This window comes from Cohnella herbarum (assembly GCF_012849095.1).
Classification (GTDB): Bacteria; Bacillota; Bacilli; order Paenibacillales; family Paenibacillaceae; genus Cohnella; species Cohnella herbarum.
Genome location: NZ_CP051680.1, coordinates 7,486,518 through 7,506,976 on the forward strand (window position 1 = coordinate 7,486,518; position 20,459 = coordinate 7,506,976).

General features: G+C 52.0%; 17 protein-coding genes. 10 read left to right on the plus strand and 7 right to left on the minus strand.

All coding sequences use genetic code 11. From position 1 onward, the window contains the following. The first annotated feature begins 156 nt into the window (after positions 1 to 156). Positions 157 to 561 carry a hypothetical protein gene (locus HH215_RS31440; protein ID WP_169283493.1) on the plus strand — a complete coding sequence of 135 codons (405 nt, stop codon included), beginning with the start codon at positions 157 to 159 and terminating at the stop codon, positions 559 to 561. Positions 562 to 728: 167 nt separating this feature from the next. Here HH215_RS31440 and HH215_RS31445 read toward each other — a convergent pair whose 3' ends face one another. Beyond that, positions 729 to 2,771 (minus strand): beta-galactosidase, encoded by a 2,043-nt coding sequence (locus HH215_RS31445; RefSeq protein WP_169283494.1) that lies wholly within the window; start codon positions 2,769 to 2,771, stop codon positions 729 to 731. A 127-nt stretch (positions 2,772 to 2,898) separates the two neighbouring features. On the opposite strand from HH215_RS31445, the gene HH215_RS31450 reads away from it, so the two are divergent. Further along, positions 2,899 to 3,768: a helix-turn-helix transcriptional regulator gene (locus HH215_RS31450; protein WP_169283495.1), complete on the plus strand. Its 870-nt coding sequence runs from the start codon at positions 2,899 to 2,901 to the stop codon at positions 3,766 to 3,768. A 98-nt stretch (positions 3,769 to 3,866) separates the two neighbouring features. On the opposite strand, the gene HH215_RS31455 is transcribed toward HH215_RS31450, so the two are convergent. Further along, positions 3,867 to 7,556, minus strand: coding sequence for a glycosyl hydrolase family 18 protein (locus HH215_RS31455; RefSeq protein ID WP_169283496.1), 3,690 nt, complete (start codon positions 7,554 to 7,556; stop codon positions 3,867 to 3,869). A 251-nt stretch (positions 7,557 to 7,807) separates the two neighbouring features. After that, the gene (locus tag HH215_RS31460) at positions 7,808 to 8,968 is read right to left on the minus strand and encodes a M20 family metallopeptidase (protein WP_169284671.1); all 1,161 of its coding nucleotides are present in this window, start codon (positions 8,966 to 8,968) and stop codon (positions 7,808 to 7,810) included. 216 nt (positions 8,969 to 9,184) lie between these two features. Between HH215_RS31460 and HH215_RS31465 the strand changes: the two genes are divergently transcribed. Genes HH215_RS31465 through HH215_RS31475 form a run of 3 tightly spaced genes read left to right on the plus strand, consistent with a single transcriptional unit; the run spans position 9,185 to position 12,345 of the window. Continuing rightward, positions 9,185 to 10,171 carry a Gfo/Idh/MocA family protein gene (locus tag HH215_RS31465; protein ID WP_169283497.1) on the plus strand — a complete coding sequence of 329 codons (987 nt, stop codon included), beginning with the start codon at positions 9,185 to 9,187 and terminating at the stop codon, positions 10,169 to 10,171. Between the two features lie 39 nt (positions 10,172 to 10,210). Continuing rightward, on the plus strand, positions 10,211 to 11,269 hold the full coding sequence (locus HH215_RS31470) for an AraC family transcriptional regulator (protein ID WP_169283498.1): 1,059 nt from the start codon (positions 10,211 to 10,213) through the stop codon (positions 11,267 to 11,269). Beyond that, entirely contained in the window at positions 11,266 to 12,345 is a 1,080-nt protein-coding gene (locus HH215_RS31475) for a Gfo/Idh/MocA family protein (protein WP_169283499.1), read from the plus strand. The genes HH215_RS31470 and HH215_RS31475 overlap by 4 nt, the downstream gene beginning before the upstream one ends. A 246-nt stretch (positions 12,346 to 12,591) precedes the next feature. Here HH215_RS31475 and HH215_RS31485 read toward each other — a convergent pair whose 3' ends face one another. After that, complete coding sequence (locus tag HH215_RS31485) at positions 12,592 to 13,008, minus strand: RelB antitoxin-like protein (RefSeq protein WP_254450630.1); 417 nt, start codon at positions 13,006 to 13,008, stop codon at positions 12,592 to 12,594. Between the two features lie 246 nt (positions 13,009 to 13,254). On the opposite strand from HH215_RS31485, the gene HH215_RS31490 reads away from it, so the two are divergent. Beyond that, complete coding sequence (locus HH215_RS31490; protein WP_169283502.1) at positions 13,255 to 13,923, plus strand: M50 family metallopeptidase; 669 nt, start codon at positions 13,255 to 13,257, stop codon at positions 13,921 to 13,923. Here HH215_RS31490 and HH215_RS36595 read toward each other — a convergent pair. The 3 genes from HH215_RS36595 to HH215_RS31500 are packed head-to-tail and all read right to left on the minus strand — an operon-like array spanning position 13,920 to position 16,406. Next, a complete protein-coding gene (locus tag HH215_RS36595) occupies positions 13,920 to 14,993 on the minus strand; it encodes a sensor histidine kinase (RefSeq protein ID WP_254450288.1) in 1,074 nt (357 codons plus the stop codon). The genes HH215_RS31490 and HH215_RS36595 overlap by 4 nt on opposite strands. After that, positions 14,942 to 15,694, minus strand: a complete 753-nt coding sequence (locus HH215_RS36600; protein WP_254450289.1) for a hypothetical protein — start codon at positions 15,692 to 15,694, stop codon at positions 14,942 to 14,944. The genes HH215_RS36595 and HH215_RS36600 overlap by 52 nt, the downstream gene beginning before the upstream one ends. Further along, a complete protein-coding gene (locus HH215_RS31500; RefSeq protein ID WP_169283503.1) occupies positions 15,684 to 16,406 on the minus strand; it encodes a response regulator transcription factor in 723 nt (240 codons plus the stop codon). The genes HH215_RS36600 and HH215_RS31500 overlap by 11 nt, the downstream gene beginning before the upstream one ends. A gap of 191 nt (positions 16,407 to 16,597) precedes the next feature. On the opposite strand from HH215_RS31500, the gene HH215_RS31505 reads away from it, so the two are divergent. The 4 genes from HH215_RS31505 (at position 16,598) to HH215_RS31520 (ending at position 20,458) form a co-directional block, all read left to right on the plus strand. Continuing rightward, positions 16,598 to 17,629, plus strand: coding sequence for a M23 family metallopeptidase (locus tag HH215_RS31505; protein WP_169283504.1), 1,032 nt, complete (start codon positions 16,598 to 16,600; stop codon positions 17,627 to 17,629). Positions 17,630 to 17,772: 143 nt separating this feature from the next. Continuing rightward, positions 17,773 to 18,933, plus strand: a complete 1,161-nt coding sequence (locus HH215_RS31510; RefSeq protein WP_169283505.1) for a pyridoxal phosphate-dependent aminotransferase — start codon at positions 17,773 to 17,775, stop codon at positions 18,931 to 18,933. A 40-nt stretch (positions 18,934 to 18,973) separates the two neighbouring features. Continuing rightward, positions 18,974 to 19,810 (plus strand): VanW family protein, encoded by an 837-nt coding sequence (locus HH215_RS31515; RefSeq protein ID WP_169283506.1) that lies wholly within the window; start codon positions 18,974 to 18,976, stop codon positions 19,808 to 19,810. Between the two features lie 195 nt (positions 19,811 to 20,005). After that, on the plus strand, positions 20,006 to 20,458 hold the full coding sequence (locus tag HH215_RS31520) for a MarR family winged helix-turn-helix transcriptional regulator (RefSeq protein WP_169283507.1): 453 nt from the start codon (positions 20,006 to 20,008) through the stop codon (positions 20,456 to 20,458). Position 20,459 lies beyond the last annotated feature (1 nt).

A 20,459-nucleotide genomic window follows, 5' to 3' on the forward strand; every position in this document is an offset into this window, starting at 1 on the left:
AAGGATATGTAAAAAGCGGTCGAGCTAGAGGGATACGCCTCCGGTTCGACCGCTTTTCCTATTTGGGAAGGATGATTGCCCTAGTGCATTCGCTTACGAAATTGAAACAAACGCATCTTTATTTTGCTCCGCGAGCAGGTTTCTGGAGAAATAAGGGTGCTGGGCACCGCTATTTCGCTCCGCGAGCAGGCTTCTGGAGAAATAAGGGCGCTGGGCACCGCTATTTCGCTCCGCGAGCAGGTTTCTGGAGAAATAAGGGTGCTGGGCACCGCTATTTCGCTCCGCGAGCAGGCTTCTGGAGAAATAAGGGCGCTGGGCACCGCTATTTCGCTCCGCGAGCAGGTTTCTGGAGAAATAAGGGTGCTGGGCACCGCTATTTCGCTCCGCGAGCAGGCTTCTGGAGAAATAAGGGTGCTGGGCATCGCTATTTCGCTCCGCGAGCAGGCTTCTGGAGAATTAAGGGCGCTGGGCACCACTATTTCGCTCCGTGAGCAGGTTTCTGGAGAAATAAGGGCGCTGGGCACCGCTATTTCGCTCCGCGAGCAAGTTTTGGAGAAATAAGGGTGCTGGGCACCGCTATTTCGCTCCGCGAGCAGGCTTCTGGAGAAATAAGGGTGCTGGGCACCGCTATTTCGCTCGTTCTCCAGCCAGTAAGGAACAGTTACAGTTATCCCTTAAGGATTACTCATCCTTAAATCATTTCGTAAGCGATTGCCCTGAATAATGCCCTAACGTTGGATGACAAGCACGCCGTAGGGAGAAAGTTCCGATAGTTCGGATAATCGATTTCCCGAGAGCAGATCGGTCACCGGCTGCAAGAAGTTCAACTGGACCGGCTCTTGGCTATAATTCAGCAAGAACGCGATGTCGCCGCGAATAGCGAGCTCCACTTGCTTAGGGAGCTCGACCCAGCCTTCGGCAGGCGAAGCGATGCCGATCCGATCGAGGATACCGTGGACGGCTTCCTCGGTGAAGGCGGAGCCGAGATACCAAGCCGTTCCTTGGCCGTACCGGTTACGGGATAAAGCCGCTTGACCGGAATAATACTCGGACGTATACGTGGCCATAATCTCGGCGGTTTCCGACTCTACGCTTAATACTTCGTTAAATATGGCAGTTGAGAGCGGAGAAAGCCCGCTATCGTTCCATTGCGCTCCGGCCGCCGGGTAGTTGGCATTGCACAAGGTAAAGTCCTCGACCGTTATGCCGCACCAATCGGCGGCTAGACCGGGGAACGGAATCATGCGGCATTGGCCCCGTTGATCCTTATAACCGGTTCTGGCACCCATAATCAGCGTGCCGCCGCCTTTCACATAGGCGTCCAGCAACGCGGCTCTCTCGGTCGTCAGGATCGTTGCATGGGCGTATACGAGTGCCTCGTAACGCTGCAGATCCTCCAGCGTAGTAGATTCGCGCATGTAGACGACGTCGACGGGAATATGCCGTTCTTGCAAAGCCTTATGCCAGCTGTCGCGGCTCTTCCAGCGGAGCGGCCTAACCCAAACGTCGAACTCGGAATCCCAGACGTTATCGTAATCTTCCAACAACGCGATGGAAGCTTGAAAGCTTTTGCCGGTAATCAAGCTGCCGATTCTGCCAAGCTCTTCCCCGACCTGCGCGATTTCCCGAACCCTGCGATTGGGACGGTTATGATAGTCGTTGATTCCGTGCCAGTAGATTTCCGTTCCCATCGTGGCCGTTCTCCAGCGGAAGTAAAGCAGCATATCGGCTCCGTGCGCAATCGATTGGTAAGTCCACAGCCGGGCTTGGCCAGGTCTCGGAGCTGGCATTTCCATCTGGTTAACCCAACCTCCGGGACCGGATTGTTGTTCCATTACGCAAAATTGCGGGGAGACGGAGCGGGACTCGCTTAGCGACAAACTCCATTTGCGATCTCGCAAGGACTCCCGATGATCCGGGTCCTCCAGGGAACTGAACTGCGGATAAGAGTCATAGGAGAAGAAATTCAGCAGTTCATCGGTCATCTCGTGATTGTCCAGACGTCCGAATAAACCGTTCGTCGTCACCCAATGGTTAGGCGCGTCTTCGCGAATAATATCCGCTTGCAAGCGCGCGAACGAAATCGCGTTATCGGATATGAATCTTTTCTCGTCCAGCAGTTGATGAGGGTTCGGCGAATTCGACGGCGTCGGTCTCGTGAGGAATACTTGCTCCCAGTCCGTATAAGTTTGGCTCCAAAATACGGTTCCCCAGGCTACGTTAAGCTTATCTAACGTGCCGTATTGCTTCCGAGTCCACTGACGGAACGCGATATGGTCGGCATCGGAGTGGAAATCGTTCGTCTCGCAGTTTAACTCGTTGTCGATCTGCCACCCTACGACCGCGGGATGTTCGGAATAGTGCCGAGCCATCCGCCGCACGATTCTCTCGCAGTAGAAGCGATATACCGGACTGCTATAGTTGTAGTGGCGCCGTTGCCCGTGCCGATAGACGACGCCGTCAGGGCGCGCGTTCAATACTTCGGGATAGCGGTGAGTGAGCCAGGCGGGAGGAGTTGCCGTAGGCGTCCCCATTATGATTTTTAATCCGTGGCGATGGGCCGTATCCAGCGCGCGATCGAACAGATCGAACGCGAAACGGCCGTCCTCTGGTTCGAAGATCGTCCAAGCGAATTCGGCGACGCGGACGATACTGAAGCCCATCTCCTTCATGCGGCGAAAATCATCATCCCATAACTGTTCCGACCAATGCTCCGGATAGTAACACACGCCTAGCTGAAAGGAATCCGAGCCTAACGATTTAGTGGACATAACTGACGCTCCTCGTGTTCGAGATAACAATATATTAGGGTCTAAACCGATTGTATTCCTTTTCAAATTCCCGATAAATAACATATTATTATTATGTATAGCAATATCTTGCGAAAGTAGTGTTCGTATGAAAACTCATCATTATTTGCCGAAGCCCGGTTTTGGGAGATATGTCGCGTTCCCGGAATCGTGCGGCCGGTATTTTCATGAATCCGATCACGGGGAACGACGGACGAAAGGTTTGTTCGGTTATTACAACATTCATCTCTTATTCGATGGCAAAGGAACGGTCGTTCATAACGGACAATTAACGGAGCTTCAATCAGGCAACGGGTTCCTATACGCGCCCGGGGAGCAGCAGGATTATTTCACAAGCCGATCGGAACCTTGGGACATCTATTGGATCCATTTCTACGGTACGGGAGCGGATGCTTTACTGGAGGGGAGAGGAAGAGGGGCCCCATGGTTGTTTACCTTCGGCCGGCAGGAGCGGATACGCGCGTTGTTGGACAATCTATTGCACCTGTCCTCCTCTTACGAAAGCGGCAACGAGGCAACGGTATCCGCGATCTTGTACGAGATCCTGACGGAGCTTCTAGGGAGCTCGGAAGGGTTATCCGCCGCGCCGGGATTGGACTATCAAGAGAGAATCCGCAAGACGGCGGACCTGATGTCCGCGAGCTGCGAGGAGCATTGGGATTTGGATCGCATGGCGGGACACGCGGGATATAGCCCGACTTATTTCTGTCGTCTCTTTCAACGGGTCATGGGCAGATCCGCGGCATCCTTCCTGCAAGAAACGAGAATCGCCAGAGCGAAGAAGCTGCTCGTGATCGGCAGATTAACGGTGAAGCAAGTGGCCGAGCAAGCGGGATTTAATCAAAGCAGCTATTTTATCCGTCGGTTCCGGGAATACGAAGGCATGACTCCAGAGCAATACCGCCTTCTCTATTCGAGGTCGACTTCGATCTCGAAAAGCGATACACCGTTATCCTAGCCACACTATCACTACCATAGATTAGAGATAAAAAAGGAAGGCTGTCGCGAGAGGTCGCTTGAGACCCCGCGGACAGCCTTTCTTCTTCTAATCGTACGTTAATCGATTAGCTTCAATGCCCGCAACATTCTCATTGCGGTTACGGTTGCTTCGGCTTTGGTCACCTTCGATAACGGAGCGAGCTTTGTCGGCGTTACTCCGGTCAGTATTTTCCGATCCACCATGAAGGCTAAGGAATTAACGGCAAAGCCGGAAACGTCCGATCGATCCGCGTAGGGCGTTAATACGTTAAGCTCGGCGGTATTCGCGATACCTCCGAAAGTCATTGCTTTCTCGAGCACGGCCGCGATTTCTTGGCGGGTGATCGGGCCGCTCGGATCGAAGACGTCGGCCGATCTTCCTTGAATAAATCCGTACTTCACCGCGGTTATAATATCTTCCGCGAATTTCGTCCGATCGTTCACGTCTTTGAACGGCGACTTCTGCACGCCGGGAACGAGACCAAGAGCCTTCACGACGATCGAGACGAATTCCGCCCGCGTAATCTCCGACTTCGATCCGAAGGCATCTTGGCTGACGCCCGAGGCAATCATTTTAGCAACTGCCTTTTCGATGTCCGGTTTCGCCCATTTCAAGTTCGTATCCGCGAAGTCGGGCGCGGCCGACTCTACGATCGCGTAGATGCTGTTCCCCGTCCTCTTCAACTCGGCGATGATCGTTCCATCGGAGCTAGCGGCGAAGAGAGTAGGTACGGGATATACCTTTTTGTTGCCGGGAGTATATACTATCCCGGTCGCGCGTTCCTTATGGATTCCCGAATCGCTAATCTTGAAGAAACGACTGACGTAGACGTTGCCGAAGTCTTCGATCTCCGTCGCTTTACCTCCGGAAGTCAGCGCTTCGATCTTGAATTCCCATGGATTCGTTATAATCTTGAATCCTTGCGCTAGAGATTCGGCCTTGAAGTCGGCGGTAATCGTCGGGTCGGCAGCTTGAAGCGTAATTCTAAGGCTCGCGATGTCCGATCCGAGCTTAAGCGCCTTAATGGGAATGCGGTATTCCACCTGATTCACGATTAAGGAAAGATTGGCTTGCTCGCCTTTGGCGGCAATGGCATCGATGACTTCCATGGCGACGAGCGCTTCCGATTTCTCGGCATCCGTGTTTACCGCGATCTGCGAAGTCGTTGCTTTCGAAGCTTGAATCGATTTAACGGCTTCGGCAGTGTCCAATGAGAAGATCGCTTTGTTCCCTTCCTTCGTTACCTTGGCTTTCAACGGGTTCGCCGCTGGGTCGCCTTTGCCGTTGGGGTCCGTTGCCGGGGATCCGCCCCCGCCGCCCCCGCTTCCGCTAATCAAGTTAGCCGTTTTCAAATCAATGTTGCTGGCGCTGGAAACTCCCTTCAACGTATCGCCGTCTTTCCGAACGGCAATAACCTTGATTCGATAAGCCGTGTTAGGGGTCAGGCCGGGGATGTTAAACTCCGTCTGGGTCGTATATCCGATCCAAGTATGGCCCGCAAGGACGTCATATCCCGAAACGTTGGAGGAGGCATCCCATTTGATCTGGATCGAGGTGTTGCCGATAGATTTCGCTAGAATGTTTTTCGGAGCCTCTACTTCCGAATTTACGGTGCCTGTGATGGGCAAGTCCCGCGCTAACACGGTGGATAAAGTCTTATTGCCGTCCTGGCTAATGTCCCAGCTCATCGCTCCGGCGAGGTTCAAAGATTTGATCAAGGAAGTTTTGTACATCATCGATTGTTCGTCGTCGTAGGTTATAAATCTGCGTTTCTCGCTGTTATAGAGGTAGGGGACTTTAGCCGCTTCGTTCCAATGCCGTACGTAACCGTTCTTGTTCAAGTAATTCGCCTCGATATCGTCGAAGTCGAATGCCCGGCTCTCGTAGGTTCCGAAAGATTCGCCTTCCGGAATCGCGCCTCCCTCGCAGGTCAAATATTGTCCGTTCGGCGGACATCCCAGCCAACCGATGCCATAGAACGGAACGCCCAATACGAGCTTGTAAGAGGGGACTCCGCCGTTCAAATGAGCTTCGGCCGCCGCGGAAACGTTGTTTCTCGGAGCCGAGCTTTTGGGATGTTTGCCGTCATGGTACAAGGGCGCGTTATGATGGGCCAGCGCTTCCCAAGTGCCGCTATAATCATAGGTCATGATGTTAATGAAATCGAGGTAAGCGGAGGAATGAGCCAGATCGGCGTTCGCGACGAACGCATCCGATTGCGCGGAAGCAATGGTCAGCAAATAGTATTTGTCGTCCGTCGAGCCGGCCGCATCGAGCGCCTCGCGTACGGTTCGGACCATAAGCAAGAAGTTTTCTTTGTCTTCGGGTCCTCTTGCATTGCTCTCCAAACCGCCTTCAACGGGGTACTCCCAATCGATATCGAGCCCATCTAACCGGTATTCGCGCAAGAATTTAACGGCTGAATTGGCGAAGGCGCGGCGAGTTTCCTCGGTCTTAGCCATATTCGAGAAGTTTTTCGACCAGGACCAACCGCCGACGGAAACCATCAGATTCAGATGCGGCCGTTGAGCCCGGATCGTTCTTAGCGTTTCCATATTTTGCAGATCGACTTCTTGATCTCCGATAACCATCTCTCCGTCGAATACGTAATCCTTTTGCAGCGGGATATCTTCATTCTGGCATTTTACCCCGCCCGATCCGTAACCTTTCCAGCATAAATCCGAAAACGCATAGTTGATATGAGTCAGTTTGGACGTATCGATGTCGGTCGGCTGAAATGCGCGTTCATAGACGGACCATGACGTGTAATAAGTAATAAGATTGTAATCGCCGCCCGGAACAACCGTAGTTTCGCTGCTAGGGGGAGATTGCCATAACCTGTTCTTGGCGACGACCTTGAAGGAGTACGATTCGCCTTCCGTCAATCCTGACGATACGTACCGGTTAGAATCGCTTGTGCCTATGAATTCGTCGTTCCGGAAAATATCGTAGCTGGTCGCCCCGGGCGTTGGCGCCCATCCGAGCGAAGCGGTCGTTCGGGTCGCGGTGACGATCTGCAAGTCTTGAGGAGCTTGGAGTTGGCCCCAAGCGATCTTAACGGGATTGCTGCGAACGGAAACCGCGGGCAGATTTTGCGCCGCGACCTCGAACGTATATACGGCGCCTACGACGGTAGCCGGACTGACGGGAAAAGTATAGGAGTTCGATCCGTCCCATATGCCCGCGTAGCTCGGATTTCCGCCGGTGATGTACATATCGTAACCGTTCGCCCCGGGGCTGCCGGTCCACTTTAACGTAATGCCCGATTCCGTCACGTCGGTCACTCTAAGATTATGCGGCGGCGCGAGAGGGGGCTTAGGTTCCGCGTTCGGATCCCCGGGAGCCGTCTTGATCGTGACGATGGCGCTTTTTTTAGTCGAGTGGTCGTCAGAGGGAGTTTTCTTGCCGGGGGTAAGATAGAAGGAATATTCCGTATCGGCTAATAACCCGCCGTATGTACCCGTAAGCACGTTCGCGTTGTCGGCCGTCGGAGAGCTTCCGAGCCACTTCCTCCAATCGCCAGTTGCGGCATTCCATAGGTCGTAGCCGTAATCGGGATCGTTATTTTCCGAATTTAGACCTTCCACTCGGTTCCAAGTAAAAGTCACGCTATTGGCGGTGACTTCAACCGCCGTAAACTGCTGCGGAGGCAAGATCTCCACCGCAAACGCTTTCGGAGGAAATAACCCCAAAGACAAGACCAACGTCAAACTCATCCAGAAAGCGATAATCCTCGTGCGGCGACTTTCGATTAGCGCATGAACCATAGCATCAATGACTCCTCTCGCTTGCAGATAATTATTGAATCAACAAGATTCTAATGCACGCCGAGAGCGCCAACTATGGGAAAGAATAACGATAAATGATAGTTTTCAATGGAGTTTATAAGCGGATTCCGCAGTTCGATAACGTTCGCTTCTATTCGCTATTTTCGGCAAACGAAAGAGCCGCCGCGTCAGCCGGATACTGACTAACGCGACGGCTCGAGAAACCGTAAATCTGGGGAAGGCGAGAGGGATTATACGGCCGAGAACTCCGCTTTGATTCGTTGCAACAATTCGCTATCCGTCAGAACGTCGTAAGCGGTGGAGGCTAACATTTTCGCTCCGAATACCATGGCCTCGTAGGCTTGCCCGGTTTGCGCCGCGTCCCTGAATTCGACGGTATGCAACTGGTAGGGTTCGTTGACGATTCGAATGAACGGATGGATAGCCGGACACCGCAGCGATACATTCCCGAGATCCATCGAACCGTGATCATTGCCGGGCTGGATATCGGCTTCGGAAATTCCGTTCGCGAACAGATTCGCGGTGAAGGCGTCCGACAATGCTTGGTTCGTACGGAGTTCATCGTAGGAATATTCGTAGTTGCTGACGGTCATTTTGCAACCCGTCGCGATACCGGCCGCTTCGGCGCAGGCGGTCACCTTGCGCGTGAGCTCATCCGTGTAAGCGCGGGCTGCCGAGCGAACATAGAACCGGGCCGCGGCGTAATCCGGGATCACGTTCGGCGCTTGCCCCCCGCTGGAGATGATTCCGTGAATTCGGGCATCGTCCCTCGTCTGCTGGCGCAAAGCATTGACGGAGTTGAACAGCTGAATAACGGCGTCGAGCGCATTAATGCCGAGATCGGGATTCGCCGCGGCATGGGCGGCTTTGCCGTGAAATTCGAATTGCAGGGCATCCATCGCGAGCGAAGAACCGGAACGCTCGTATGCATAATAAGGATGCGCCATGATCGCGATGTCACAGTCATCGAATAAGCCGGCCGCGGTCATATCGATCTTGGCTCCCTTCGTTTCCTCGGCGGGCGTTCCGTATACCCGGATCGTTCCGCCCGTCTCGTCCGCTACCGCGCGAAGTCCCGCGGCGGCGCCAAGCGCCATCGTGCAGATCAGATGATGGCCGCAGGCGTGGCCGATCTCCGGAAGGGCGTCGTATTCCGCGAGCAGCGCGACGATCGGTCCGGACTTGGCGGAGCGGTACTCCGCGATAAACGCGGTTTCTAGTCCGAGAACGCCTCTATCGACTTGGAATCCGAGCTGCTCCAACTCGGCAACGAGCAAGGCCGACGCTTGTTGCTCCTCGTGCCCCAACTCCGGATGAGCTCCGATGAAGGCCGCGATTTCGGTCAAGCGAGAAGCGTATTTCTGTATGGTAAGGTTCAGGGTTGATTTCATATCGATCATGGAGATGCTCCTTTTAAATAGGTTGTTACTCATTGATTCTATCGTAGCCTTTCAAGGGATTACAATCAAGCAAGATGAGTTTCGCTCGCGATGATGTCGTAATTTCATAGTCGATATGGCACATAAACTCATTATATATGGATTAACAATTGTGTAATCTGTAATTGTTGTCGTATATTTAAAGTAGATGGCCAAGGAGGCTTACACATGATTCGGATTGGCAAAATCAGTTACTGGCATGTTCACGCGGATGAGTACACTCAGCAAGCGATCGATAATCCGTCTACGGAGTTGGTCGCGATTTGGGACGAGAAATCGGAACGCGGACAGGCTAAGGCGCTTCAATACGGCGTGCCTTACTATTCGTCTCTCGACGAGATGCTGGCCAGAGACGACATCGATGCCGTTATCGTCGATGCGCCGACCAACATTCACTGCGAAGTGATGGTCAAGGCTGCTCGCGCGGGTAAACATATTTTCACGGAAAAGGTAGTCGCGCCGACGAACAAAGAAGTGCAAGAGATCCTTGCCGCCGTCCGGGAATCGGGAGTTAAACTAACCGTGTCGCTTCCTCGTCTATATGCGGGCTACACGCAAACGATAGAAAAGTTCGTCCGCGATGGTTCGCTCGGCAAGCTTACGCTTGCTCGGGTACGGTTGTCCCATAATGGCGGAGTCGCGAATTGGCTGCCCGATCACTTCTATTCGAAGGAGCAATGCGGCGGTGGCGCCTTGATCGACCTTGGATGCCATCCGATGTATCTCGTTCGGAGGTTCTTGGGTATGCCGGAGAGCGTTAGCGCTAATTTCGGTTACGTGACGGGCAGGGAAGTCGAAGATAACGCCGTTTCCGTTCTTCGCTATTCGGAAGGGGCATTAGGGATCGTGGAAGCGGGTTTCGTGAACAGCCATTCTCCGTTTTCCATCGAGCTGCACGGTACGGAGGGAACGCTGTTGTTCGGCTTCCCGGAAGAAGTCCTGCGCGTACGCACGAATAGCGGCAGCGGAAAATGGGAGACGCTCGAAGCGGACGAACCGCTTCCGATCGCGTTCGATCAATGGGCAGAGCATATTCGCGACGATTCGGAAGCGACGGACAATATCGGAATGGCAGTAGATTTAACCCGTTTAATGGAAGCTTCCACTCGTTCGGTGGCGGAAGGACGTCCGATTCGGATCGACGAGTTGGCTTAAGCTTCGGATGGACGGACGGGCGTAGAGGAGGAGCGTTTAATGGCGGACAACAAGGAAAAGCAGGACATCTTCGGTACCAAGAAGCCGCATGATCGGAAATCCGTTGGAAGCCCGGCTCCTTTTCCTTATGCTCGCATGGCCAATAGATTCGATGCGCTGGACCGGTTGGATTTGCAGTTCCGTTGGGGCGGATATGGCATTCGAGTGCTTCGATGTCACTTAGCGGCGTTCCAGCCGGGCGCTATTATTAGCTTTCACAAGCATTCCGAATACGAGTTTCACTACATCCCGAGAGGCAAAGGAAAAGTTATTCTCGTAGATCAGCCTTTTGATCTTCATGAGGGGCTATTCTATCTGACGGGACCGGAGCTCGTGCATTACCAAGAATCCGATCTTGACGATCCGATGTACGAGCTTTGCTTGCACCTGGACATCGTTCCTTTAGAGGAAACTCCGGGACCAGTGGGACAAAGCTGGGGAGACGACATGGAGGCGAGAGAGGCAAGCGCCTGCATTACGGCACTTGATCGTATACCTGCTATTCCGATCGTTGACCGCTTCCACGCGATGAACGGCTTCTTGGAAGCTTATCGGATTTGGGAAGAGCAGCCGAGCGGATTCTATACGTTGATGAAACAAGCCATCGTACAAATTCTTCTACGTACGACCAGGTTGTTCGATAGTACCGAGGGGAAACCGGCAATTCCCGAACGGGACATGAATTATCATCGTTATGAGCTTGCGACGCAATATATTCAAGATAACGAAGGCCTGCCGATTTCCTTGGAGCAAGTAGCGGAAACGATCAATATCAGTCCGAGGCAGTTGCAGCGTATTTTCCGCAGCGAAGGCCAGACGACGTTCCGCGATTATTTGGAGCATGTTCGGTTGACCGGCATTTGCTCCGAGCTCATACGAACCGATAAACCGATCGAAGAGATCGCATTAAATCACGGCTACGCGAACCCGAATTATTTGTACCCCGTGTTCAAGAGCAAGTATGAAGTTACGCCAAGCGCTTATCGTCGGATACATTCCGGCGACAATCGAGCAGCCTATCAAACTCAACGCGAGAAAGAAGGAACCGGATCCTTATGAGTAAAAATCTACGTATCGGCATCATCGGCAGCGGCGGAATCGCAAGAGCTCACGTATCGGCTTATAGAAAGTTACCTTTCGTGGAGATCGTCGCGGTTGCCGACGTCATACCTGGCAAAGCGGGTCAATTCGTCGAAGCGGAGCAGCTTGTAGGAGCTGCGGCATACGATGGACATCAGAAACTATTGGAACAGGAACTCGACGCGGTTAGCATTTGTACTCCTAACGTCTCTCACCATGCGACTACGGTCGATTCGCTGCGGGCGGGTAAACAAGTGTTATTGGAGAAGCCGATGTCGGTCACGCTTCAGGAAGCGCTGGAGATGACGCAAGCGGCGCGGGAAACGGGAAATATGTTAACGCTTGGTTTCCAACCGCGTTATGATCCAAATATGAAGCTGCTGCAGGATATCGTGCAATCCGGACGACTCGGCAACGTATATTATGCCGAGACCGGCGGCGGACGTCGCCGGGGAATGCCGGGCGGAACCTTCATTAGCAAGAAACTGGCAGGAGCGGGCGCGATGGCGGATATCGGATGTTATTCTCTCGATATGGCGCTTAATACGATGGGCTACCCTCGTCCGGTATCCGTTTCCGCGTTCACGAGCAATCATTTCGGCCGCAATCCGCTCTATCATCCGGAGGCCAGCAAGTTCGAAGTCGAAGATTTCGGCGTCGCCATGGTGCGCTTCGAGAACGACCTTGTCCTGCAATTCAAGATCTCGTGGGCGATGCACATGGATACGCTCGGCGCGACGATGTTCCTCGGCACCGATGCAGGGCTCAAGGTCACGTCGGCGGGTACCGGGCCATGGTCCGGAGTATGGGATGGCTCCGTGGGATCGATCACGCTATACCACGACGAATTCGGCGGCCATACGCAGACTCCGATTCCGCTTATCGAGCACAAGCTGAATCTGTTCGACGAGAAGGTGCGGGATTTCGCCGAAGCGGTGCGCGATGGACGCCCAGCCCCGATTCCGGGCGAGCAAATCCTTATCCAGCAAGCGATTATCGACGGAGTGTTACGTTCCGCCGAGGCGAATCGGGAAGTTTCGATCGAGTTGCCATAAACGACAAAAGAAAAGCGGTGGAATAGGGGAAGTCCCTTTTCCGCCGCTTTTTATTTCCCCTTGTTGAACTCTTCAATCGTAATTCCCAGTTGATCCTTGAGGATACGGCGGAAGACTGGCGGTGGGATCTCGCCGCTAGAGAGGGATACCTTTGTGCGTCGTCCTTCCTTGCTATAGAAGTAGTGATCGGTTGTTCGATAGTTCGACCATCCGTTTCTATCTAGGTAACGCTTGAGCTCCGACCATTTAGCCATCTGCCGTGACGGCGATCAATTGTTCAAATTGCTGCGTTTGCATCATCGACAATTGTAAGAGGTAGGGGATATCGTGCGGGCGTTGAGTTGCAAAGCGCTCGAAATCTTCATACATTTCCTCTGTTAAAACCTTCAGGTGTTCAGCCAAGTCATGGCCGGCTTCGGTAATCGTGTCTCCATATCCGAAAATGTCAGGGATACCGGTAAGGCTGACCATGTGTACACCGTCTTCTTTGGCAAACGTATATTCTAGAGGGAATTGCTGACGTAGCCATACGTTCATATGCGGGCCACTCATAAAAAGGTTTACGCGATCGTTCTTTTGGATCAACGCCGGACCTTTGAAAAACACATTATCGAACGTCTTAGCCCAGTTTTCTCTCGCTTTGGCTGATTGGATTGTCTCCATCACTCTCACCCCGTTTCACCCCCCAATTATAGTACAAATCGTACGATTCGTACACCGATTTTCTATAGTTTACCCAACAATTGGATAAAAGATGACGGCTAATTGGTGAAAATCTAATGGAGAAGCTAGGGAAATGATCTTTTAAGTCGTCTTCTCTTTTTATGCTAGTTTACAAGGCGAATGGTTGGTATAATCTAACAGATCATGTCGAATTAAGAGGGTGTATCCCGGAAAGAGGAGCTTCATATGAAATCATGGCTAAGGGTAGCGATATTTCTGACGATATCCGCCTTTCTTACCCGATTGATTCCGTTTTCCGAATTTTTTCGGAATGTGGATACGTTGATTCATGAAATGTTCCATGCGCTCGCTACTTTGATTTTGTCAGGCGACGTACGTTATATCCATCTATACGCCAATCAAAGCGGCGTAACGTATATGGCTTATGCCGATCATTGGATGTCGATTCCGATCTCGTTGGCCGGCTACTTCGGCTCCGCTTTATTCACGGTGCTCTTATTTTACTTGCATTCGCGCAAAAAAGAGAAAGCGGGGTTGATCTTAATCGCGTTCGTCGCGGTTTTAGGATTGGCATTGTTCGTCCGCAACGGATACGGCATGGCTTGGTGCGGAGGGTTCGCTGCGCTCACCGTCGCCATTCTATTGCTTAAGAAGCCGGGTTTGCTCAAAGGGTATTATTTGCTGGTGGCCTTCATCTGTCTAGTAGAATCCGTCATCAGCTCTTTGATTATATTGACTCTTGCGTTGCAAGACCCCGCCGCCGCGGGAGATGCGGCCAGTCTAAGCGAAGTCACGCCTATTCCCGCGATTTTCTGGGGGGCATTATTCGCTTTCGTCTCGTTGTGGTGCTCCAAGATATCGATCGGGATTTTCTATAAACGCGGCTTCGACTAAGTGATTTGCGATGTCGATAGGGGGAGCTCCGAATTCCATTTGATCATAATGGATGTTCCCCGTTTCATGGAGCTGACGACCTCGATCGTCCCTCCGTGCGCTTCGACGAGCGCTTTGGTTACGGCCATGCCAAGTCCGGACCCCTCCGTCCTGGTTTCCGTGTCCGTACCGCGGTAATATCTCTCGAATAGCCGCGATGCCGTCTCTTCATCCATCCCTTTGCCGTCATCCGAGAAGGTGAGGGTAGCGCAATTAGGCTCCTTGGCTTGGAGCGTAATCGTTAAAGTTGTTCCCTCTTCATTATGCAATAAGGCGTTAGCTACCAAGTTGTCTACGATTCTTTGGAACCAAGGCCGATAAATGCGTAAATTCACGGGAGCATCGGAAGGGATGAAGCGGACTCGTTCTTCCGGATACATCGGATGGTTTACCGCCTCTTGGATCGCTGCGGCCAGGTAATCGTTCATGCTCACTTGTTCGAAGGGCGGTTTCCCGTTATGGCTTTTCAGTCTGTAAGTCAGCGTTAGATCGTTGATTAGCTCGTCCAAGTAAGAGGACTTATCCAGAATGATATTAGCGAACGAACGTATTTCTTCCGCTGACCAGTCGTACGAGTCGTTGACTAATACATGGGCGTAACCTTTGATCGAGGACAGCGGAGTTTTCAAGTCGTGCGATACGCCGGCGATCCACTCGTCTCTCATTTTTTCGGTTTCTTCCCGGAGCTTTTCGTTGCTATGCAGCGATTGCGATAAAGAATCCATAGAATCTATGACGTCGCTGTAAACGCGATACTTGCTTTTTCTTCTGCCTCGCCGATCTTGGCTGCGGGGAATTCCTCTCGCGTCGACCGGCTCCTCGTAACGCCCTTCTCCAAGCTGTCTTAGCCATTTCAGGACATGCGCGATCGGAGCGCCGAACCGTTGTCCGAACCAATAGGAAACAAAGACGAATACGAGCATAGCCGCCAGAAGCAGGAGTCCGATGCCGATGAATAGTACGCGATTCTCGGGGGAGATCAACGGCTTCTGGCCTGGTTCCATGCCGGATAGGGGGTGCTTAGCACCCACGTTAGTCCGGTCTGCTCGTCATAATAAGAGACGACTTTCGTGCCGTATCGGTCGGGATAGCTTGATCGAAGCACTAAATCTTGCACCGAGAAATCGGATATGGCAAGCTGCGGTTTATTAAACGAGGCCAACTCGGTACCGGCTTGATTGAGTAATTGCAGCCAAGAGTCGCTGTCTGTTAAGCCGACCCGCAATTCGTCGGTAACGTTAATCGCTTTGCCTTTCACGCTGGATTGTTCGGCTAATCGTTGCAGAAGTTTGTCTTCCTTGTTGGTCTCTCCGTAGATCAACGTGTGGAGAACGCCGTTCTTTTCCTGGATCCACAAATATAGCCGATAGGGGAAAGGACTCTTGCCGAGCCAATAAGCATTTAATTCTCCGGGTCCGTAAGAAAGAGGGACATCGGCAGGCGTGAAGAAGGCATCCGTTACTTGGCCTTGCTCATCGATTCTTTGAAGCCAGCCCCCGGTCTCGCGGAGTTGATCGAGCAGATCGGCATCGAAGACAAGGTTGTCACCCTCGGCCCGAATCGTTTGAACTAGACGATGCAAGCCCGCGTCGTCGAATTGGCGCGAAGCATCGATCTTGGTCAATTGATTCATCGTCCAAGATAATGTAGTCCAAGCCATTGCGAAGAGGACAATGCCGACGAGCACGAGCCAAGCAATCAGCCGAAGCGCGATCCGATTTTTAACGTTCATGCGGCGGCTCCTTCTTGACCAGCTTGTATCCTAGCCCTCTAACGTTCACAAGGTAAACCGGTTCAGCCGGGTCGGGCTCTATGCGCTCGCGGATTCTGTGGATATGCACCATGATGGTGTTGTCGTCGCTTAAGCTGTTTTCCCCCCAGACCCTCTCGTATAGCTCGCTTTTGGTGAATACGCGATTCGGATTTTTGCATAGAAACAGCAAAAGCTGAAAGACAAGCGAAGGGCAAGGGACGTCTTTGCCCTCAACGCGCAGTTCGGCTGCAGCTTCATGAACCTGGAATCGGCCGAAATCGATAATTCCGGTGGCCGGAGCCGCCGCGACCGGAGCGGCTTTGCCGGAACGGCGCAACAAGGACTTGATTCTGGCGACGATCTCGAGCGGATTAAACGGCTTCGTTACATAATCGTCGCCTCCGACCGCAAAGCCGGTCAGCTTATCGAAGTCCGTCGTCCTCGCGCTTAGGAAGAGAATCGGAGCTTCCGTCAGCCGGCGGATGAAAGGACAGGCCTCGATGCCGCTCATATTCGGCAGCGTAACGTCAAGGACGATAACGTCGTAACCCTTTCTCTCGCATGCGGCTAACGCCTCTTCGGCGGATTTGACTTTATCTATCGTTAGGAATCCTTCTTTGCGAAGAACCGTCTCCAGAAGCTGAAGTATCGCTTGTTCGTCGTCTACGAGAAGAATGGCGGCATCGTTCACTCTGTTCTCTCCTCTGCTTCAATCGCTATTTTCTATTTTATCATGCCACGGCCTTAGCTGGACGCGACCAGTCTTAACGGAACCTTAATTGTTGCTTAATTGAATTAAGGCTAACGTAAGACTCCGTTTCTTATGAAGTAAGACTGATCCTTCATAATGAGGAGAGATAAGTAGAGAAACGGAGTGGGGAAATGAGAAAAACTTTGATCTTGTTGACGACGTGCGCTGTTCTGCTTACCGGATGCGGGGGAGGCGGAAAGGGTAGCGAGCAACCATCGTCTACGGCAACCGCCAAGTCGACGGCTTCCGCTGGGGCAACCGAGACAACCGAGGCAACCGCAACGGAATCGGAGGGAAGCGCAAACGTGAAAATCAAACCCGAACAAATCGGTCAGGCGTTAATCGACGGAAAATATAAGGAAATTTACGAACAGTTGAGCGCCGAGTTTCAAAAGCAAATTACCCGGGAGCAGCTTGTAGAAGTCATAGAAAGCGTCCATGAAGGCGTTAAGGCGTGGAATCCCAATTCGCAATTGGTAGTGAACGGGAACAATCAATACACGCTAGTATCGCAAGACGGCAAAATAGGAGTCGTATACACGATGGATGAGGAAAACCGGATAACGGGAATGCGATTTATTCCGTTGGAAAGCTTCCCGGAGTCGGATAATTCCTTAACGAAACTCGCATACGGAGTGCCTTTCACCGGGGAATGGTACGTATTCTGGGGAGGCCGGGACGTTCTCTCGAACTATCACTACGAATTCGAAATGCAACGTTACGCATACGATATCATACAGGTAAAAGAGGGCTCCTCTTATAAGGGCGATGCCTCGAAGAACGAAAGCTATTATGCGTTCGGTCAACCGGTTCTTGCACCGCGGGAAGGGACGATCGTCCGCGTCGTGAACGATATCAAGGACAATGTGCCGGTGGGCGTTATGAACGAAGAGGCTCCGGCGGGCAACGTGGTCGTCATCGATCACGGCAACGGGGAATTCAGTTTCCTGGCGCATCTTCAGGAAGGCTCCGCCAAGGTGGCGGTCGGGGATAAAGTAGCCAAGGGAGATCCGGTCGGATTATGCGGCAACTCGGGCAACTCCAGCGAGCCCCATCTTCATTATCAGGTATCCGATAACGCGGATTTGTTCGCCGGGAAATCGATTCGGGTGCAATGGGAAGAGGGATTGGATCCGCGTCAAGGAGAGACAATTGTACACTAGTCATCGTTGCAGTTCCGGTTATTTCACAAACCGGGGCTGCTTTTTTATTTTTGCGCCGATGGTTTGTAACTTTTGGTAAATGAGCAACGTCGAATACAATGATGGATTATTAAAATATTCTCATTTAACTGGGGGATTAAAGCTTGCAGCTGAGGACGGATATCGATTTCTACGAACAGCGCTTCTTAATGTTCGTGCTCGATCAGATTGCCCATGATCTGGAACGGGATGGCAAGGATGTCATTCGGATGACGCTTGGTAAGTCGGAGTTGCCGCTTCATCCGCGAATTGTTGCAGCCATGAAGGAAGCTCTTGAGGATTTCGGACTAAGCTCGCAAGTGTTTCCGGCGGGTCTGCCGGAGCTTAAAGACAAGCTATCCGAGTATTATCGCAAGCGATATGATGTCGATATTCCAGCGCGGCGCTTTATCATCGGGGCAGGGACAAGTTCTATTTTTCGTAATTTATTTCAATTATTGCTTAAAGAAGAGGACGAGGTTCTGCTTCCCTCTCCCTACTATTCGCTTTATCGTTTTTCGGCCTTGTTGGCAGGAGTAAAAATTCGATACTACCGAATCGATCCGGATACGATGGCGGTGGACATGCAGTCCTTTCGGGAAAACGTTACGCCGCGTACGCGGGTAGTCGTTATCAATTCCCCCGGAAATCCTCTCGGCAATATCGTTTCTCGAGACGAGATGTTGGAAATGGATGCCATCGTGAATGGACAAGCCGTCATCGTTCACGATGAAATCTATGGCAATATGAGCTTCGATTCCGAATCGTTTTCTTCCGTGCAGCTCAGGGGCGCCCGATCCGACTTCATTACGACGAATGCGTTCTCTAAGGGGTATCGCATGTATGCTCGTCGCGTTGGCTACTGTATCGTACCCGAGCCGCTGATCGAGCCGATGACGGTCGTCCAACACCATACGATGTTGACGGTAGATCCCGTCGTGCAGCATGGCGCGATTGCCGCCCTTGATCTTCCTGACGAAGTGGGGCAGCTTGCCGACTTGTATCGAGATCGTCGCGATTACACGGTCGAACGGTTCAAGTCCGTACCGGACGTGAAAGTTAACCGCTCGCATGGAAGTTTCTACATCACGATGGATTGCTCCGTCTATATGAATCGTCATGGTATGGAAACGAGTTTAGAACTGGCTACCCGTATTATCGAATCTACGGGGGTAGCGACGGTTCCGGGCTCGGATTTCGGAATGCCCGAATCGCTAAGACTGTCCTTCTCGTCGAGCAAGTATAAGGAAGGGATCGATCGCTTGGCTGCTTTTTTCATCCGATAACGGCGAGGCTGTCATTTTCTTAAGGAGGTTTTCCCCTTTCATGTCCGAAGTCCGTACAAAACCATTGATTAAATATCTTGGAACAAGATTGCTCCTGGACGATGCGCACAGCGTGCTGAGAGGGTGGTATTTCCGGTTCTCGAAGTTACGCAAAGCGGAAGCGCTAAATACGGACAGCGACTGCACGCTGTCGGAGATCATTATTCAAATGAAATGGCGCGAAGATTTGCAAGAGGTTAACCATAGCCGATTTCATAATATGGGACTTGGCTGCGAACTCGTAAACCATGTCATCGTAAGATCCGGGGAAGTCTTCTCGCTAAGGAGATATTTCGGGGGAACGACGGAAGAGCAGGGGTTCCGCAAAGGTCCGATGTTCGTGCGGGGCCGGATCGAATACGTCGCGGGCGGGGGAGCTTGCTTGATTAGCACTTTGCTCTTCAATGCGGCTTTGCGGGCGAATCTGGCGATTCTCGAGAAGCACAATCACAGCACCGATCTGTGGGGCGAGGAACGGTTTATAGGGCTTGGGTTGGACGCGACTTATTTGTACGGGAGGAAAGATCTGAAGTTCAAGAACACGCACGGGGCGGATATCCGGATCGAGATCGGGTTATCCAGGGAAGATCTGATGCTCCATTGCAGGTTCGTATCTTCTAAACCGTTACCGTACACCGTCTCGGTTATATCCGAGGTTCTTCAGGAGCTCCATCCGGAAGCGGTTGTCGACGGCGGCGATCTTTCCGAAGATAATCGCCCTTATCGCAAAGGCTGGGTCGTGAGAACGGAACGCACAGTCATCGAAGAAGGGCTCCCGAATTCGAAAACTTACAGTAAGGAAGAGTCGTATAAACCCTTTTACTTACCGAAAGCCTAGTCGATTCGTACGGTTCAAGATTTGAAATTTCCAAACGCTCCAAGCCATTCGCGATACTTGCGCGGTGGCTTTTTTGTTACGCGGCATCTTTACAAAATTAGTTGTTTCGAATATAGTTGTTATAACAACTAATAATTAATATCATGGTAAATTGCAAATGGAAGCAAGAGCAAGATTGAAGGAGGAATGTAGAGTATGTCGGTGCATCCATACGATTTGAATCGTTCCCTAGGATTCTTAATGGGCAACACGTACCGTAAGTTATCCGCTTTGTTCCAAAGCGGGTTGAAAGAATACGACATTACTCCGGAGCAATGGTCGGTTCTCTATCAAGTTGAACAGGCGGATGGCCTAATTCAGAAGGATATCGCTGAACGATCCGGCAAAGACAGGCCGACGACGACAAGAATACTCGACCACTTGGAGCAGAAGGGACTTGTCTACAAGCAGATCGGAGAGAATGATCGTCGCTCGTTCAGAGTCTATATTACGAGCAAGGGAAAGAGTCTGATTCAGGAAACGTTGCCGATAGAGAAGCGGGTGAACTCGGAAGTCAGGAAATGTCTTTCGGAGGAGGAGTACGAAACGCTGATGAAGTTATTGATTACCGTCAGCGGCCGCGTAAACGAAATTACGGAAAGAGAGTAGG